Source organism: Tessaracoccus flavus (assembly GCF_001997295.1).
GTDB classification, from domain to species: Bacteria; Actinomycetota; Actinomycetes; order Propionibacteriales; family Propionibacteriaceae; genus Arachnia; species Arachnia flava.
Map to the genome: position 1 here is coordinate 2,378,094 of NZ_CP019605.1, position 12,796 is coordinate 2,390,889.

A 12,796-nucleotide genomic window follows, 5' to 3' on the forward strand; every position below is an offset into this window, starting at 1 on the left:
CTGACCCCGATAGTACGCCCGGGTTACCGTGATGGCATGCAGACGCTCGTGGTGTGCGCAGTGTCGATCGACGACGTGCGCGACATCTTCAGGGCCGACGAGGCCCTCGCCGCCCGGCTGCGCGCGCTGGCGGCTGACACGTTCTCCCCGCCAACGGCCCAGAAGCGGCGCTGGTTCGGGCCGGTCCTGCGACACGATGAGGTTCGCGTCGACCCGGCGGCCCCTACCCATGCTGACATGGACGCCGTGCTGACGGGCAGCTTCGTAGCCCCTGACCGACTCCCGCAGGCGTGGACTCTCGTCGCCACCTGGGTGCAGGGGGTCGCGGCGGCGAGCGCCAAGGTCCCCTGGAACCTGGCGAGGACCGAACAGATCGAGTTCGACCTCGCCCGCGCCGGCCTCAACAGCGATTACGCTCTCCGCAACCTCGCCGAGCGCGATCTCGGCATCCCACTTCGTCGCCTCCCGGATCAGATCGCGGGCTACGCGAAGCACGTGCAGGTGGTGGAGACGCTCGACGCCCTGCGCTCGATCGACCAGCGCCCCGAGTTCACACCAGAGGCGCACGCTGTCGTGGACCAGCTCGTTGGAGTGCTGGAGACCGCGGCCAATGACCCCCACCTCGATCTGGTCGCGTTCACGGTGCCGACGAATCAGTCCCTGAGCAGCGCCGAGCGCCAGCGAGGAGCGTCCGTCGAATCGGTCCCTGAGCAGCGACGAGCGCCAGCGAGGAGCGTCCGTCGAACCGGTCCCTGAGCAGCTCGCGAGGAACGAGCGAGCGTCCGTCGAAGGGTAACGACACCGTTCCCCATCACCGCCCCCGACCCCAGGGGCGGCGACCACAGCCGAGGCCGTAACCCTTCGACAAGCTCAGGGACCTTGGTTGGCCCCTGAGCAGCGACGAGCGCCAGCGAGGAGCGTCCGTCGAATCGGTCCCTGAGCAGCGACGAGCGCCAGCGAGGAGCGTCCGTCGAAGGGTAACGACACCGACGCCTACCACCGCCCCCAACCCCAGGGGCGGCGACCACAGCCGGGGCCGTAACCCTTCGACAAGCTCGACCGACAAGCTCAGGGATCAAGGACCGACAAGCTCAGGGATCACGGAGAGACAAGCTCAGGGATCACGGACAGGGGTCAGGCGGGATCGATGACGACCACGAGGTCGCCGCCCTCCAGCTGCGTAGTACCGGAGAGGACGACACGGGAGACCTTGCCAGCGACCGGAGCGTTGATCGCGGCCTCCATCTTCATCGCCTCGATGGTCGCCACAGCATCCCCAACCGACACGGTCGCGCCCTCCTCAACGGTCGGCGTCACCGCACCGCTGAACGGAGCCGCGACGTGACCCTTGTTGGAGCTGTCCGCCTTCTCCGCAGCGGCAACCTCGGACTTGATCGAGAGGTCACGCACCCGGACCGGCCGGATCTGACCGTTGAGCGTGCACATGACCGTGCGCTTACCGCGCTTGTCCGGCTCGCCGATGGCCTCGAGGCCGACGAGCAGCGTGACGCCCTTCTCCAGGGTGATCGCGTACTCCTGTTCGCCCCCGTCCATGCCGTAGAGGTAGGGCAACGTGGGAAGCACCGAAATATCGCCGAAGTCGCCGCGGCGCTGCTCGAACTCCTTCGTCGGGCCGGGGAAGAGCAGCCGGTTGAGCGTCTGCTGGCGTTCCCTGCCCTGCTCGGCCAGGAGCGCGAGATCCTCGTCTGGCACCTCGGTGACGCGCACCGGCTGGCGACGGCCCTCGATGGCCTTGCTGCGGAAGGGCTCCGGCCAACCGCCGGCCGGTTCGCCCAGCTCACCGTTGAGGAAGCCGATCACCGAGTCCGGGATGTCGAAGCGCTGCGGATCTGCTTCGAATTCAGCCGGGTCGGCCCCCACCGCCACCAGGTGCAGCGCAAGGTCGCCGACCACCTTCGACGACGGCGTCACCTTCGTGGGGCGCCCGAGGATCTTGTCGGCGGCCTCGTACATGTCCTCGATCTGCTCGAACTTGTCTCCCAGCCCCAGCGCAATCGCCTGCTGACGCAGGTTGCTGAGCTGGCCTCCGGGGATCTCGTGGCTGTAGACGCGCCCGGTGGGAGCCGGCAGCCCCGACTCGAACGGACGGTAGATCTTGCGCACAGCCTCCCAGTAGGGCTCCAGGTTGAGCACGGCCTCCGGGTCCAGACCGGGTGCGCGCTCGGTCTGATCCAGTGCCATGAGCAGCGCGGACATCGGCGGCTGGGACGTGGTCGAGCTGAGCGCCGAGTTGGCGACGTCGACGGCGTCGACGCCGGCCTCGATGGCGGCGAGCAGGGTGGCGAGCTGACCGCCCGTCGTATCGTGCGTGTGCAGGTGGACCGGGAGGTCGAACCGCTCGCGCAGGGCGGTGACCAGCCGGCGGGCCGCCTCGGGACGCAATAGCCCGGCCATGTCCTTGATCGCCAGGATGTGGGCGCCCGAATCGACGATCTTCTCCGCCAGCTTCAGGTAGTAGTCGAGCGTGTAGATCTTCTCGGCCGGGTCGAGGAGGTTGGAGGTGTAGCAGAGCGCCACCTCGGCCACCGAGGGGGTCTCCCGCACAGCCTCGATCGCCGGCCGCATCTGTTCGACGTCGTTGAGAGCGTCGAAGATCCGGAAGATATCGACGCCGGTGCTGGCGGCCTCCGCGACGAACGCGTTGGTCACCTCCGTCGGGTACGGGGTGTAGCCGACCGTGTTGCGTCCGCGCAGCAGCATCTGCAGGTTCTGGTTGGGCATCGCCTCGCGGAGGGCGGCGAGGCGCTCCCACGGGTCCTCTCCGAGGAACCGCAGTGCGACGTCGTAGGTGGCCCCGCCCCAACACTCGACCGACAGCATCTGCGGCAGCAGCCTCGCCTGCACGGGGGCGACCTCAAGGAGGTCGCGCGTACGCACCCTGGTCGCCAGGAGCGACTGATGCGCGTCGCGGTAGGTGGTGTCCGTGACCCCCACTGGCACGGCGTCACGCAACTCCTTGGCGAATCCTTCGGCTCCCAACGCCAGCAGCCGCTGCCGGGCGCCCGCCGCGATCTCGGAGGTGAGGTCCACCTGCGGCAGCTTGACCCGCGGCTCGAGGTGCATGGGCGCATCGCCATGCGGCTTGTTGACCGTCACCTCAGCGATGTAGCGCAACAGTTTGGTGGCCCGGTCGGCCGGGGTTCGGGCGGTGAGCAGGTAGGGCCGCTCGTCGATGAACGAGGTGGTCACGCCGCCGGCCTCGAAGTCGGGGTCGTCCAGGACGGCCCGCAGGAAGGGGATGTTGGTGGCGACGCCGCGCACCCTGAACTCTGCCAGCGCCCGCCGGGCGCGTGCCGTGGCCATGTGCAGGTCTCGGCCGCGGGCGGTGAGCTTCACCAGCAGCGAATCGAAGTGCGGGCTGATCTCCACGCCGGTACCGGTGGTGCCGCCGTCGAGGCGGATGCCGGCGCCGGAGGCGGAGCGGTAGGCCGTGATGAGGCCGGTGTCAGGCCGGAATGAGTTCGTCGGATCCTCCGTGGTGATCCGGCACTGCAGGGCAGCGCCGCGGATCTCGAGTTCGTCCTGGCGGATTCCGATCTCCTCGAGCGTCTCGCCGTTGGCGATCCGCATCTGGGCCTGGACGAGATCGACGTCGGTGATCTCCTCCGTGACGGTGTGCTCCACCTGGATGCGCGGGTTCATCTCGATGAAGACGTGCTGGCCGGCGCGCTCGCCCTCGGTCTCGACGAGGAATTCGACGGTGCCGGCACAGAAGTAGTCGATCGCCTCGGCGAACTTCACCGCGTCGCTGCACAGGGCCTCGCGCAGTTCGTCGGAGATGTGGGGCGCGGGGGCGATCTCGATCACCTTCTGGTGGCGGCGCTGGATGGAGCAGTCGCGCTCGAAGAGGTGGACGATGTTGCCCTCGCCGTCGGCGAGGATCTGCACCTCGATGTGACGCGGTGCGGCCACGGCCTGCTCGATGAAGACCGTCGGGTCGCCGAATGCGCCCTGCGCCTCGCGCATCGCGGCGCCGAGCTCCTCGGCCATCTTGGCGGGGTCGTCGACGCGGCGCATGCCGCGGCCGCCGCCGCCCGCGACTGCCTTGATGAACACGGGGAAGCCGATCTCCTCAGCGCCGCGCGTGAGCTCGTCGACGTCGGTCGAGGGCGGGGTGGAGTCGAGCGTGGGCACCCCCGCTTTGCGCGCCTCCTCGAGCGCGCGGACCTTGTTGCCGGCCAGCTCGATGACGTGGGCCGGCGGGCCGATGAACGTGATGCCGTTGGCTGCGCAGGCCGCCGCAAGGTCGGGGTTCTCGGACAGGAAGCCGTAGCCAGGGTAGATCGCGTCGGATCCCGACTCCTTGGCGGCGCGGATGATCTCGTCGATGTCGAGGTAGGCACGGACAGGATGCCCCTCCTCGCCGATCAGATAGGACTCGTGGGCCTTGATGCGGTGGTCGGCGTTGCGATCCTCGTGGGCGAACACGGCGACCGTGCGGAATCCCAGCTCATAGGCGGCGCGGAATCCGCGCACCGCAATCTCGCCTCGGTTGGCGACCAGTACCTTCGAAATCATGGGCGCCAGCCTAGCGGCCGCCACCTCAGCGGCACAGGGTCGTTCCACGCCCCCACCGCTCCCCCGCCGCGCTCAGGCGCAGATCACCCGCTGCGAAACGACGTCGGAGTACAGCACGAGGTTGGCGGGGTAGACCACGTGGACGACGTCCGCGAGGGTCGCCGTCGCGCCGGGCACGAGATCGAGGATGCGGTTGGGCTGGTCCGTCAGCCGCTCGTGGTTGAACACGACCCCGGGCTGGCCCCCGAAGATGGCGGCGTAGAACGTCTCACCCTCGACGATCTCCTGGAAGAAGTGGCTGCCATAACTCAGGTCAGGGCGGAAGTCGCCGTCGGGGTAGGTGTACTCGATGAGCGCGTCGGCCGCCGCGATCTCGGAGTAGGACACGGGGACCCCCAGCGACGGCGTCGTGGTGCCCCACCGGCCAGGCCCGATCGCCATGACTCCCCGGCCTTTGAGCGCGCGGGTCGCCTCGCCGACCAGCCGAGCCACCGCGTAGCGATCCTGGTGTCCGAGCCCTAGGTAGCGGCCGGGCCGGACGTAGACGACGGCGTCGAGCGGGAGCCGGACGTTGCCGCCCATGAAGTTGCCCCCGGCGCTGAACAGACAGTCGGCGGGGTCCGTCAGCTCCGGCATCCGGACCGCCTTGCCCAGACCGCGGGTCTGGAGGGGGCGGCACTGAACCAGGTTGAACCTGTAGTCGCCGTCGGGGCCCAGGTTGACGGTGAACTCGATATCGACCGGGTAGTTGTACGCGGCGCTCAGGGTCGCGAGGACTCCGCGCATGAGGTCGCCGAAATCCGTGGACCCCAGGAGACCCTGTAGATCGCAGATCACCTGGGGCGTCGTCGTCGTGCGTCCCAACTCGCGCAGCCTGCGCTTGGCGCCTTCGTCCGGGGAGAGGAAGAGGCTCCAGTCGGCACCGATGTCGCCGTTCGGGTCCCCAGCCTGCCCGCTGACGAGGCTCCCCAACGGCACCGTCACCAGCGCGTTGTCGGTCAGGGAGATGACATCGACGAAGTGCTGGGAGAACCGGCGTTCCTTGCCCTCCTCGACGCTTGGCCGGCGGGTAGGCCGATCCAGGGTCACGATGCGCGCGTAGTCCTCGTGGGTGCGGTCGACGGCTCGAGTGCCGAGGCCAAAGACGATGCGGAGCATCCCCGCATCCATGTCGATGCCGCGCTCCCAGACGTACAGGTTCGACGAGTTGCCCACTCCCCCGGCGTGAGGGAAGAACAGGTCCCCGTGGTGGTCGCCTGAGACCCGCTGGACGAGCACGGCCATCTGCTCGTCGAGGTGTGACAGGCCGCGGTTGCGCCGGTACGCGAGCGCCTCCTGGCTCATCGCGCTGGCGTAGACGGCCCGCACCGCATCCTCGAACCGCTGGTAGCGATCCTCCGGGCTGCCTTGCCCCGCGCAGAAGATCGACTCGTACTTCCCCGCGAAGGCGTTGCCGAAGTTGTCCTCCAGCAGCGAGGATGACCGGACGATGATGGGTGACTGTCCGAAGTACTCCAGCATGCGGATGAACTGTTCGCGCACCGCGGGAGGAAACTTTCCCGAGCTGAGCTTCTCGTGGAGGCGCGCGCCCGCGTCGAAGTAGCCGTCGGGCGTCTTCTGCTCCATCCAGAGCCGCCACCACCCGTTGGCCACCACGTAGGAGTAGAAGAGGTCCGAGCCCAGGAAGTAGGAGTCGTGCGCCTCCATGCGGGTGCGGAAACGCTCGTCCCTGCCGCGTGCCAGGATGGCGCGCGCGACGAGCATGCCGACGCTCTTACCTCCGATGAAGCCGGTGCCGATCTCGCGCGAGGCGGTGTCCACCAGGTCGGTCAGGCTCAGGTACTGGTCGGCGAGTTCGACCATTCGCCCCTCCCCGCCGATCAGCATCTCGGTGAGCAACCGCTTGGCCGCTGCCTGATCTCCGGGATTGCCGGACCGCAACGCGTCCCGCCCAGCCTGCACAAGGGTCTGCCAGTGATCGGGCGGGTCCATCGTCCCGGAGATGCGCGCGAACAGTTGGGATGACGCCGCCGACGAGGTGATCGGCCGCACCTCATCGCCGGCGATCTCGTGGGGGAAGAACATGGTCGGCGAGTGCCTGCCCCACACCTTCAGCGGATGGACGTAGAGGTTGCCGTCGACGCTGTAGAGGTCGAGGAGCAACTGGGTGGTTGACCGGATGCCCGCGATGGTGGTGTAGGAGTGTTCCCCACGCACCAGCGGGAAGTAGGCGACGGTGTCCAACTCGTAGAGGAACGGACACGTCACCTCGAAGAAGTTGAGGACGGCGAGGTCGGAGTGCCATTCCGACATGAGGTCGGTGAGGCAGTCGAACACGTAGTACGCCTGGCGGCCCCGCTCGGCGATCAACTGGTGCACGCCGGTGGCGAAAGCCTCGAACCCGAAGCCCGGCTCCACCGTCACCACTTCGATGTCCGGCGACTCGTCGACGACCGGTTCGTGGGCCCCGTACCGGACGTAGATCAGGCGCCGTCCCTCCTCGCGCGCCCGCGCGACGAAGGGGGCTGCGACGAGCCGGTAGTCGTCGACGGAATCGACCTGCCAGACGACGTTGTCGCCCAGCCGGAGCCCGTCGACGATGCGATCCAGCCCGTCGATGCCGCTGCTCGCTCTCGTGAATCCCTCTGTCATGGACGCCACCTCCGTGGCCCCATTGTCCCGGTTCGGCGGCGCAACCCGCCGGGATCGCCGCCAATCGGTCCTTCTCTACCCACTCTGAAAGGGTCAGTTTGGTGACACGCACGACCACAGTGGTCGTACGTGTCGCTGAATGGCACCTTTCGGGACGTGCTGCCTTCCCTCACCCCGGAGCGGTGGGGAAGCTGAACAGGGAGCGGGTGACCTCCCGGCTCAGGCGCCGATGAGGCCCAGGAGTGCGCCCTGCACGAAGTAGATGACGAACAGTCCCGCCACCACGTACATCAGCGGGTGCACCTGCTTCCCGTGGCCGCGCACCAGCTTGATGAACACGTGGGCCAGGAAGCCCGCCCCGATGCCGACGGTGATGGAGTAGGCGAACGGCATGAGCACCATTGTCAGGAACGCCGGGATGCCGACCTCGGGGTCGTTCCAGTCGACGTCGACGACCTGGGAGATCATGAGGAAGCCGACGAAGACGAGCACCGGAGCGGCCGCCTCGGAGGGCACCAGGTTGATGATCGGCGACAGGAAGATGGCCAGCAGGAATGCCAGGCCGGTGACGACGGAGGCGAGACCGGTGCGGGCACCCTCACCGACGCCGGCGGTCGATTCGATGTAGCAGGTGTTGGACGAGACCGAGCCGAGGCCTCCCGCTGCAGCCGCCACCGAGTCGACGAGCAGGATCTCAGTGGTGCGCGGGGGCATCCCGTGCTCATCGAGCAGGTCGCCCTCCGACCCCACGGCCACGACGGTGCCCATGGTGTCGAAGAAGTCAGCCAGCAGCAGCGAGAAGACGAGGACGGCCAGCGCGAGCAGCCGGGTGAACTGGAACTCACCGTCGACGAAGAAGGCACCGACCATGTCAACCCGCCCGATGAGACCCAGATCCGGCAGGGTGAAGTTGGCCAGCGAGGGCACGTTGAGCGACCAGCCGAACGGGTTGGCGCCGTCGGCCGTCACCTGCGGGCCGATCTTGGCCGTGGCCTCGACGACGATCGCCACGACCGTGGCCACCACGATCGACAGCAGCATCGCGCCCTTGACCTTCAGCACGTGAAGGGCGATGAGCACCATGATCCCGATGAAGAAGACGGCGATCGGCCAGCCCTGCAGGGAACCGTTGATACCCAGCTCGACCGGGGTGCCGGCCGCCTTGCGGACCACCCCGGCGTTGACGAATCCGACGAACGTGATGAACAGGCCGATGCCCACCGAGATCGCGGTGCGCAGCGTGCGCGGGATGGCCCGAAACACTGCGGTGCGGAAGCCCGTGAGCACGAGGATGGCGATGAGGATGCCCTCCCAGACCACCAGCCCCATGGCCTGCGGCCAGGTCATCTGCGGGGCCAGGACGTAGGCGACCAGAGCGTTGAGGCCGAGGCCGGCGGCCAGGCCGATCGGGAACCGGCCGATGACGCCCATCGCAATGGTGAGGAGGCCGGCGACCAGGGCTGTGGCCGCGGCAACCATCCCGATCGACGCGCCGACAGCTGCGTTGTCCACCTGCGTCATGGCGGCGTCGAGGAACTTCGGGGCTCCGGAGATGAGGCGCCCGTCCTTGTCAACCGCGGTACCGATGATGAGCGGGTTGAGGGCGATGATGTAGGCCATCGCGAAGAACGTCACCAGGCCGCCGCGCACCTCTCGGCTGACGGTGGAGTGCCGCTTCGTGATCTCGAAGTATCCGTCCAGCTTCGAGCCGGACGGTTGGGTCTCAGGGTGCAGCCGCGCTGCCTTGGGAGTATTGGTAACCACGGACCCTCATCCTAGGACCGGTCTCCCCGGCCGCCCGACACAGGGGCGGCTTGCGGACAGTTGCGCTGCGCGAGCGGACGAGTGGAGCCGGGGGTGGTTTGGCCTCTCCCCTAAGCTGGGCCCGTCGAAAGGGTCTACCAATGAACCGTGTGAAGGTTGTTCTTCTCGCCGGCGCCGCCTCGGTCGCGTTGCTGGCCAGCGCCTGTTCCGGCGACGGCGGCGCTCCGGCGCCCGTTGGCCAAGGCACCGCCGCCGCCAACTCAGCTGTCCCCACCAACGAACCCCTCCCGTCGGAGATCGGTACCGAAGCGCCGGAAGGCGGCGCCGCCGTGCGGCTCGGGGACATCGAAGAGGCGATCACGAAGGTCGGCTGCACCTCGATGAACGACGACTGGACGATGAGCGGCAGCAACGAGGGTGGCGCGAAGGTTGCGCTCATCACGAGCGCCGACCGCCAGACGGTGGTGAGCGCCAGCGTGGTGCTTGCTGACGGCAAGCTCGTCGACTACAAGGGCGAGACCGGCCGCGCCGACATCGCGTGGGACGGCGAGAGCTTCACGGTGACGGGTCAGGGAACGTTCATGGACCTAGCGGCCGCAGAGCAGGATCCCGAAGCGCTCGAGACCTTCGTCATCAAGGGCGCCTGCCCGACGTCCTGAAGTCGGGACACCACTGTGGAAAAACAATCGGCGCGGCCAGGTGGCCGCGCCGATGCGCTGTGTGGGCACGGCTCTCCACCGCGCGCCCCGTCAGTCGAAGAGTGAGCCCTCGTCGATACTGATCGTGTCGAAGACGGGCGCCGGCAGTTCCCTGGGCCGCTCCTCGGCCACCACGTCCGAGTGGCCTCCACAGCCGTGATCGAGCGACACCACGCGGCCGTCGGACGGCGAGTACTGGTTGGTGCACGCGCCGAACAGCACGCCGAGCGAGCCGCGGAGAGCCACGAAGTAGCCACAGGTACCGCAGTTGGCGGGGGCCTCCCGGGTCTCCTCGTTGTTCGGACCGGGCGGGCCATCGAGCCAACGCTCGGTGGCCTCGTCGCGACCGAACCGGCTCAGCACACGGGCCCTGCCGAGGCCGAGCTCCGAGACGGTGCTGCGGAGCTGCACCCAGTCCGCGTTGTCCGCGTCCACCGGAAGATCGGTGGCAGCGAACCCGGGCTCGAGCCTGGGGTCGTTGTCGGGGGTGGCCATGAGCATGCCGGGCGCGATGTCACCGGCACCGATCCGGTCCTCCCAGGGCACCCACTGGGGCGCCAGGAGCGCGTCAGCCCGGGGCAGCAGGACGATCTCGTTCACCGTCGCGGTCTTCGCCCGCGTAGCGCGCACGAGCGTGACGGCCCACTGCCAGTCGTCGTAGCCGGGCACGCGGCTCTCGAAGTAGTGCGTGACGAGACGCTCGCCCTCCTCGGGCGACACCCCTAGATGCTCGCCGACGGCGTCTGCGCCGCCCACCTCGACTGCTGCGTTGCGGGCTAGGTCGACAGCGCCCGCGGCGACGGCATCGAGTTTGGGCTTGGCCATTTACAGCTCCAATTCGTCGGCGACACGGCGCAGTAGACCTGCGATCCGGCCAGCATGCTTGCTGTCCGGGTGCCGCCGGTGGCGGTAGTCGTTGCCGAGTCCATCGAGCATCTTGATCAGATCCTCGACGATCACGGCCATCTGTTCCGGGTTCTTGCGGGACGCCTTGGACAGCGACGGCGGCATCTCGAGCAGCGTCAGGCTGAGCGCCTGCTCACCCCGGCGTCCCTCGACGACGCCGAACTCGACCCGTTGCCCGGCCTTGAGGGTGGTGACGCCGTCTGGCAGCGCGTTGGAGCGCACGTACACATCGCCGCCGTCGTCTTTGGAGATGAATCCAAAGCCCTTGTCGGCGTCGAAGAAACGCACTTTACCGGTAGGCACTTTCGTCCTCGCTCTAACTAGTTGTCCCGAATGGAACCGCCAGTCTATCCCCTCTGGGCCACCCGGCAGTTTCGAGGCGCCGAGCGCATCGCCGCACGCTCCACGCCGCCAGGCGTGGCTGATCAGTCGCGGGAGTACCCGGTGACGTGGTCGTTGGCCGCCACGTGCCGAAAGTACTCGGCGCTTTCCAGCTTGGACGCAGCCCCTTCGTCGATGACGATCACGGCGCGGGGGTGGAACTGCAGGATCGACGCGGGGCACCTCTGCGAGACCGGGCCTTCGATCATCGCGGCGATCGCATCGGCCTTGTGCTCGCCTGTGGCGACCAGGACCGCGACGCGCGAATCCATGATGGTGCCGAGGCCCTGCGTGACGCAGTGGCGGGGCACCTCGTCGAGTGAGTTGAAGAAGCGGGCGTTATCCTCGCGCGTCTGCGGGGTCAGGGTCTTGACCCTCGTCCGGGACGAGAAGGAGGAGAAGGGCTCGTTGAAGCCGATGTGTCCGTTGGAACCGATCCCGAGGATCTGGACGTCCACTCCCCCGGCCTCTTCGATCGCCGCGTCGTACTCATCGGCGGCACCCTGCAGATCGGCGGCGAAACCGTTGGGCACCCGGACACGGCCAGGGTCCATCTTCAGCGGTTCAACGACCGTGCGGCGGATGACGTTTCGGTAGCTCTCGGGATGGTCGGGGTCGATCCCGACGTACTCATCCAGGGCAAAGCCGAGGCCGTGCGAGAAGTCGAAGGTGCCCGCCTGGACCCGACGGGAGAGCTCGGCGTACAGGGCAAGCGGGGAGCTCCCCGTCGCCAGGCCGATCACCGGCGTGTGGATGCCCTCCAGGTAGGCGATCACGCGGTCGGCAGCAAGCTCGCCGACTTCCTGGGCGTCCCTGCAGATCACAACTTCCATCGCAAACCTTTTCCTCACATCATCGACGCTGTTGTCGGTGACCAACTCCTGCAAAGAGGGTATTCCCGGCAGTCCCAGTCGCGCACATTTTGTTCACTTTCACCCGAAATTGCGCACCCTGGCTGCGCGTCCGCGCGGATCCGCACCTCCGACCGAGAGGACCGACCGCCGGCGCAACCATCGACGCTGCCGCCATCAGTAGCATGGGCACATGGCATCGTGGAAGGACGGCGCGGCGTACGCGCCCCTGGAGAGGCCGGACGGCTTTGCGACGCCGACGGCGGATCCGCTGACCGGAGCTCCTCCCTGGTCGGCCGGAACCCCAGGCCCCATCGCGCCCCCGGGCTCGTTCGACGCCCCCACCGACGCCAAACCTCTGGACAGCGGTGCGCCGCAGGCGGCCGCGGAGAGAGATCCGCGCGAGCCTTTCGAGGTGGCCTCATCCGTGGTGACCGCTCGCCCGGGTGCCCGCAAGCGCGATCCCCGCCAGCCCATCGCCACCTCCGCCTCTCCCGTGGTCCCCCCGCCACCGCCGCCGGCGACGCAGCCACCTCCCCCGGCACCGCCCTCGGAGCCTCCGCTGCCGCAGCCTGCTCCTCCACGTCCGCCGGTGGGACCGGGCGCGGTGCCCCACCAGGACCCGCGCCAGCAGCCGCCCCCGACAGCAGCCCGAAACGCCGGTCCGTGGGGACCTCCCGCCGCGAGCTACCCCCCGCCTCCCCCCGCACCTGTGCCGGTGGATCAGTCGTCAAGGCAACTCGTGCTGCTCGCGAGCGGTCTGTCGTTCATCGGCTTCCTGTTGGCCACGGCAGCACCGTTCCTGCTCGTCGTCGCAGGAGCGCTCGGCCTACGTTCCACGCCGAAGGCGCGTCTGATCGGGCGCTGGGCGCTCGGCGCCGGGCTCGCCTTCACCGTCGTTCAGCTGCTCACGGACACCCTCGGCGGCAGCTCGCTGCTTATCCAGCTGGTTTCGCTGGCCGTGGCGATCGGATTCCTCGTCGTGGCGAACCGGCGGATCTAGCC

Annotated in this window: 9 protein-coding genes; 3 read left to right on the top strand and 6 right to left on the bottom strand. The window is 68.2% G+C overall.

Annotation, left to right across the window (positions count from 1 at the left end):
* Positions 1–36 precede the first annotated feature (36 nt).
* A complete protein-coding gene (locus RPIT_RS11040) occupies positions 37–756 on the top strand; it encodes a hypothetical protein (protein WP_077343191.1) in 720 nt (239 codons plus the stop codon).
* Positions 757–1,134: 378 nt separating this feature from the next.
* Here the strand turns inward: RPIT_RS11040 and RPIT_RS11045 are convergent, their stop codons facing one another.
* The 3 genes from RPIT_RS11045 to RPIT_RS11055 all read right to left on the bottom strand — a co-directional run bounded on the left by RPIT_RS11045 (position 1,135) and on the right by RPIT_RS11055 (position 8,955).
* Positions 1,135–4,539 (bottom strand): pyruvate carboxylase, encoded by a 3,405-nt coding sequence (locus RPIT_RS11045; RefSeq protein WP_077343193.1) that lies wholly within the window; start codon positions 4,537–4,539, stop codon positions 1,135–1,137.
* A 72-nt stretch (positions 4,540–4,611) separates the two neighbouring features.
* Positions 4,612–7,191 (bottom strand): PEP/pyruvate-binding domain-containing protein, encoded by a 2,580-nt coding sequence (locus RPIT_RS11050; protein ID WP_077343195.1) that lies wholly within the window; start codon positions 7,189–7,191, stop codon positions 4,612–4,614.
* A gap of 219 nt (positions 7,192–7,410) precedes the next feature.
* Positions 7,411–8,955: an NCS2 family permease gene (locus RPIT_RS11055; RefSeq protein WP_077343197.1), complete on the bottom strand. Its 1,545-nt coding sequence runs from the start codon at positions 8,953–8,955 to the stop codon at positions 7,411–7,413.
* A 140-nt stretch (positions 8,956–9,095) separates the two neighbouring features.
* On the opposite strand from RPIT_RS11055, the gene RPIT_RS11060 reads away from it, so the two are divergent.
* On the top strand, positions 9,096–9,614 hold the full coding sequence (locus RPIT_RS11060) for a lipoprotein LpqH (RefSeq protein ID WP_077343199.1): 519 nt from the start codon (positions 9,096–9,098) through the stop codon (positions 9,612–9,614).
* Between the two features lie 90 nt (positions 9,615–9,704).
* Here the strand turns inward: RPIT_RS11060 and RPIT_RS11065 are convergent, their stop codons facing one another.
* The 3 genes from RPIT_RS11065 to nagB all read right to left on the bottom strand — a co-directional run bounded on the left by RPIT_RS11065 (position 9,705) and on the right by nagB (position 11,773).
* A complete protein-coding gene (locus tag RPIT_RS11065; RefSeq protein ID WP_077343201.1) occupies positions 9,705–10,478 on the bottom strand; it encodes a DUF3027 domain-containing protein in 774 nt (257 codons plus the stop codon).
* Positions 10,479–10,862, bottom strand: a complete 384-nt coding sequence (locus RPIT_RS11070) for a cold-shock protein (protein ID WP_077343203.1) — start codon at positions 10,860–10,862, stop codon at positions 10,479–10,481.
* 122 nt (positions 10,863–10,984) lie between these two features.
* Positions 10,985–11,773 (bottom strand): glucosamine-6-phosphate deaminase, encoded by a 789-nt coding sequence (gene nagB, locus RPIT_RS11075; protein WP_077343205.1) that lies wholly within the window; start codon positions 11,771–11,773, stop codon positions 10,985–10,987.
* Positions 11,774–11,984: 211 nt separating this feature from the next.
* Here nagB and RPIT_RS15055 point away from each other — a divergent pair, with 211 nt between their 5' ends.
* Positions 11,985–12,794 (top strand): hypothetical protein, encoded by an 810-nt coding sequence (locus tag RPIT_RS15055; protein WP_143028183.1) that lies wholly within the window; start codon positions 11,985–11,987, stop codon positions 12,792–12,794.
* Positions 12,795–12,796 lie beyond the last annotated feature (2 nt).

Excerpts from the sequence above, each read along its gene's own strand:
- RPIT_RS11040 (WP_077343191.1), top strand. The coding sequence starts at position 37 with ATGCAGACGCTCGTGGTGTGCGCAGTGTCGATCGACGACGTGCGCGAC.
- RPIT_RS11045 (WP_077343193.1), bottom strand. The coding sequence starts at position 4,539 with ATGATTTCGAAGGTACTGGTCGCCAACCGAGGCGAGATTGCGGTGCGC.
- RPIT_RS11050 (WP_077343195.1), bottom strand. The coding sequence starts at position 7,191 with ATGACAGAGGGATTCACGAGAGCGAGCAGCGGCATCGACGGGCTGGAT.
- RPIT_RS11060 (WP_077343199.1), top strand. The coding sequence starts at position 9,096 with ATGAACCGTGTGAAGGTTGTTCTTCTCGCCGGCGCCGCCTCGGTCGCG.
- RPIT_RS11065 (WP_077343201.1), bottom strand. The coding sequence starts at position 10,478 with ATGGCCAAGCCCAAACTCGATGCCGTCGCCGCGGGCGCTGTCGACCTA.
- nagB (WP_077343205.1), bottom strand. The coding sequence starts at position 11,773 with ATGGAAGTTGTGATCTGCAGGGACGCCCAGGAAGTCGGCGAGCTTGCT.
- RPIT_RS15055 (WP_143028183.1), top strand. The coding sequence starts at position 11,985 with ATGGCATCGTGGAAGGACGGCGCGGCGTACGCGCCCCTGGAGAGGCCG.